At 69.9% G+C, this 3,818-nt stretch carries 4 protein-coding genes; 1 reads left to right on the top strand and 3 read right to left on the bottom strand.

Features of this window, described 5'->3' with window-relative positions; translation table 11 throughout:
- From ACQKIP_RS42295 to ACQKIP_RS42285, 3 genes are all read right to left on the bottom strand, one after another.
- The coding region (locus ACQKIP_RS42295; protein ID WP_427745438.1) for a serine hydrolase domain-containing protein at positions 1-481 on the bottom strand (481 nt) is incomplete at its 3' end.
- 150 nt (positions 482-631) lie between these two features.
- Positions 632-1,882: a PucR family transcriptional regulator gene (locus tag ACQKIP_RS42290; protein WP_365862164.1), complete on the bottom strand. Its 1,251-nt coding sequence runs from the start codon at positions 1,880-1,882 to the stop codon at positions 632-634.
- A gap of 356 nt (positions 1,883-2,238) precedes the next feature.
- Positions 2,239-2,583 (bottom strand): RidA family protein, encoded by a 345-nt coding sequence (locus ACQKIP_RS42285; RefSeq protein ID WP_365862166.1) that lies wholly within the window; start codon positions 2,581-2,583, stop codon positions 2,239-2,241.
- Positions 2,584-2,828: 245 nt separating this feature from the next.
- On the opposite strand from ACQKIP_RS42285, the gene ACQKIP_RS42280 reads away from it, so the two are divergent.
- Positions 2,829-3,818, top strand: a 990-nt coding sequence (locus ACQKIP_RS42280; protein WP_427745436.1) for an NAD(P)/FAD-dependent oxidoreductase, incomplete at its 3' end; no start/stop codon positions are given.

Raw genomic sequence — 3,818 nt, 5'->3', positions numbered from 1 at the left:
GTCCTAGGGTGCCCATGCCCATGTTGCTGTAGGACCACCGCTCGCCGGGAGTTCCGGTGACCGGCAGGGCGGTGAACTCGCGCATCAGCCGTTCGAGCACGTCGTCGCCCGGAGCCAGGTCCGGCATGTAGTCGCCGGGCAGGCCGGATGAGTGGTTGAGCAGCATGCGCACGGTGATGGCTGCCGACCTCTCGGAATTGGCGGCCTGGAAGTCAGGCAAGTACTCCCGTACGGGTGCGTCGAGTTCGAGCAGTCCCTGGTCCACGAGTGTCATCGCCAGGGTTGCGGTGAACACTTTGGTGACGGATCCGGCGGCGAACAGCGTGTTCGGCAGCACGGGTGCTCCGGTTGCCGTGTTGGCCGTCCCTGTCGTGGCTGTGACCAGCGTGCCCTTGTGCCACAGAGCCGCTGACGCGCCTGCCACGCTGAATTCTCCGGCCAGGTCCGCAAGCCGGCGAGTGAGCTCCTGCGACGTCATCATGCGAACCAAGGTAAGTGAGCAGGCGATCCGTCACACGTGACACTGGTCGCTGGTTTCGGGGTCGTGGTTCAACAGGTGTCGCGCCTTGGGCGGGTCGGCCGCATCCCGTCCGCGGCCCCGGTCGCACGGGGCCGGCCGCGGTTTCCCGGCTCAGACGAGCCCCAGGAGCCGGGAGACCTTGATGCCCAGGTGGAGGATGAGGCGGTGCTGCCCGTCGGAGAGGTCAAGTTCGGTGATGTCTTCGATGCGACGGACGCGGTGGTACACGCTGGCGCGGTGCAGTCCCAGCTCGTCGGCCGTCGCCCGGGCATCTCCCGCCCTGTCCAGGTACAGCTCGGCCGTGGTGAACAGCTGGCGGTCGGTCTCCAGCAGGCGTCGCACCGCGGGGTGCACTCCGTGGGCGCCGAGCTGGTCAACGGGTTGGCCGGCGAGCAGGGCGTAGATGCCCAGGTCCTCGTGTGCGACCAGGGGCGCGAAGGAGGGGACGACTTCGGCCACGCGCAGCGCGTCGAGTGCCTGCGTGTAGGAGGTCACGGCATCGTCGAGCCGGCGGGCCGGGCTGCCGGTGGCGACGTGGACATCACGCCACTTCGTGGTGCGGCCCAGCCGTTCCAGGGCGGTGGCCCTGAGGGCTTCCGGCAGCTCCGGCGAGCGTCGCAGGGTTGCGCTCGGCGTGACCAGGACGGCGTGATCCGGTCGCACCAGGCGCAGGCTCCCCCGGTCGCCGAGGCGCGTGGAGGCCATGCTCACAGCGGCCTGGAGCGCGATCCGGTCATCCTCGTCGACGCCCTCGGCGCCGGCGGGCAGCGGGCGTGCCACCACGACCGTGACGTCGCCGCGCGGCGCGAAGAGGTTCTCCTCGACCAGCCTGGCCGAGGACATGCCCCTGACCTGTAGGTCATCCGAGAGCAGGTCGCGTACCAGCTCGCCCTCCCGGGCGGTGCGCAGGCGCGAGACGACGCGCTCGCGGAAGCAGACGGCGCCCGCTTCGACGGCCGCCGCTGACGCCAGCTCGAGCTGCTGCTCGGTCAGTGAGCCCTCTGCGTCGAAGAGCCACAGGTAGCCGAAGCGCACGTCCTGGTACACGACGGGCACCACCACCCGCGGCAGGATCCCGAGGTCGTTCTCGGCCGGGAGCCGTACCGGTCCGGTGGCCCGCCCCAGACGCTGGCGCCGCAACCATGCCAGAGCCTCGGGCGGTGCCTCACGGCTGAGGATGGCGCGTGCGCGCCATTGGTCGCCCTCCTCGGCGTGTGTGCTGTAGGCCAGCATCCTGAAGTCGAGGTCGTCGACGGCGACCGCGCGCCCGAGGCGATGCGCGAGTACGTCCACTACGCGCTGGAGCTCTTCGAGCACACCACTCACCACCTGCCGCAACCCTGTGCCGGTCCCCTCGCGCATTTCGCCGGCGCCTTGCCCAGTGGTACCACGCGATGCGACGCCGGTCACGTGGCGGGGTGCGGCGAAGCGACATCTGACGTGTGCGGTGATAGGCGGGTACCCGGCCGGTACCGGACGTGCCGGTCGTCATGGACAGCTCGCCCGGCAGCGGCCCGGCGCCCCGGCCGTACGACAGCTGTAGAAGATCCGATCTGCGGAACGCAACGCGGGCCACATGCCCGGCCGGGCGGACTGGGCGAGTCTTGAGGGGCCCGGATGCGGGCACCTTGCCCGCTCGGCGTGATCCGGGGCTCGGTTGGCGGGCGCACGACGGTCGGATGGGGAGGCTCCCGTGGGCGAGCTGTCCGGGGGGGCCATCAGCGGCGGCGGGCCCAGGCTTCGAGCTCGACCAGTGCGCCGAAGGGCAGCTGGTGTACCGCCACGCAGGTACGGGCCGGAGGTTCGCTGCTGAAGACCGCGTTGTACTGCTCGTTGAAGGCGGTGTAGTCATCCATCGCGGTCAGATAGATGTTGATCTTGACTACGTCGGAGGTGGTCAGTCCGGCCGCCTCCAGCACGGCCTGCAGGTTCGCCAGAGCCTGTTGCGTCTGTCCGGCGGCGCCACCGTCCACCAGGCGGCCGTCGGCGAGGCCGATCTGTCCGGAGATCGCGACCAGGTCGCCGGCATCGACGCTCGGGCGGAAGAGCGGAAAGGAGTTCATCGGTTCGCCTCACTTGGGGGATGACAGTTGATCGGGCCCGTTCCGGCTCACTATCTGTCTTCCGCCACCTGAAATCGTCCTGCAGTTGTCCGGTCTTGATGGCCTTGGTTTCGACGTCTGTCACATCGGCCCCCGCCCTCACCACCGCACCGTCCCTTCTTCCAGGAGACCAGCATGTTCGTCACACAACTTCCGGACCCGCCACGCGCCCACCGGGCCGGCCTGGCTGAAGGCGGTGCCCAGGCATGACCCGCTCGCCACACAAGCCCCCCGCACGCGTTGCGGTGATCGGAGCCGGGATGGTCGGGCTGTCGACCGCATGGTTCCTGCAGGAGGCCGGAGTCCAGGTGACTGTCCTGGACCGCACCGGCGTCGCCGCGGGCTCCAGCTGGGGCAACGCGGGATGGCTGACCTCCAGCCTGGCCGCTCCGCTGCCCGAGCCGGCCATCCTGAAGTACGGCCTGCGCGCCATGTTCAGCCCGTCGTCCCCGCTGTACATACCCCCTACTGCCAACCCGCGCCTGCTCAAGTGGCTGGCGCAGTTCGCCCGCAACTGCACGACGGCCCGGCGGGACAGGGCGATGCGGGCGATGGTTCCTCTTATCCACGGCGCGCTGCCCGCGTTCGGCGCTTTGGAGGCCGGTGGCGTCAAAGCCCGCACCCGGCCGGCTGATCCGCTCACCGCGGCGTTCCGCAGCGCGCAGGACAGCAAGGGCCTGCTGGAGGAGTTCGCACACCTCAAGTCCACCGGCCGGCCGGTGGACTTCGACATCCTCGACGGCGCCGAGGCACGAAATGCCGAGCCTGCCCTGACGGACGAGATCACCCGCGTGGTCCGCTTCCATGGCGAGCGGCTCATCGACCCCGCCCGGTACGTCCGGGCCATCGCCGATTCCGTTCGTGCCCGGGGCGGCCTGGTCGCCGAAGGCGCCGAGGTGAACACCATCCACCCGACCCGCACCGGAGTCACCGTGGCCGGCGAGGACTACGACGCCGTCGTGCTCGCCCACGGTGCGTGGATCAACCGGCTGGCCCGTCAGGCAGGCGTCCGGCAGATCGTGCAGGCCGGACGGGGCTACTCCTTCACCGTCACGATGGACCAACTGCCCAACGGTCCGCTCTACTTCACCCAGCAGAAGGTCGTCTGCACCCCTCTCGGTGATCGGGTGCGGATTGCCGGGACCATGGAGTTCCGCGACGTCGGGGCGCCCAAGGACCCGCGACGCATCCAGTCC

It is taken from the genome of Streptomyces sp. NPDC059900 (genome assembly GCF_050270335.1).
Lineage (GTDB): Bacteria > Actinomycetota > Actinomycetes > Streptomycetales > Streptomycetaceae > Streptomyces.
This window is presented reverse-complemented; position numbering and strand designations above follow the sequence as displayed.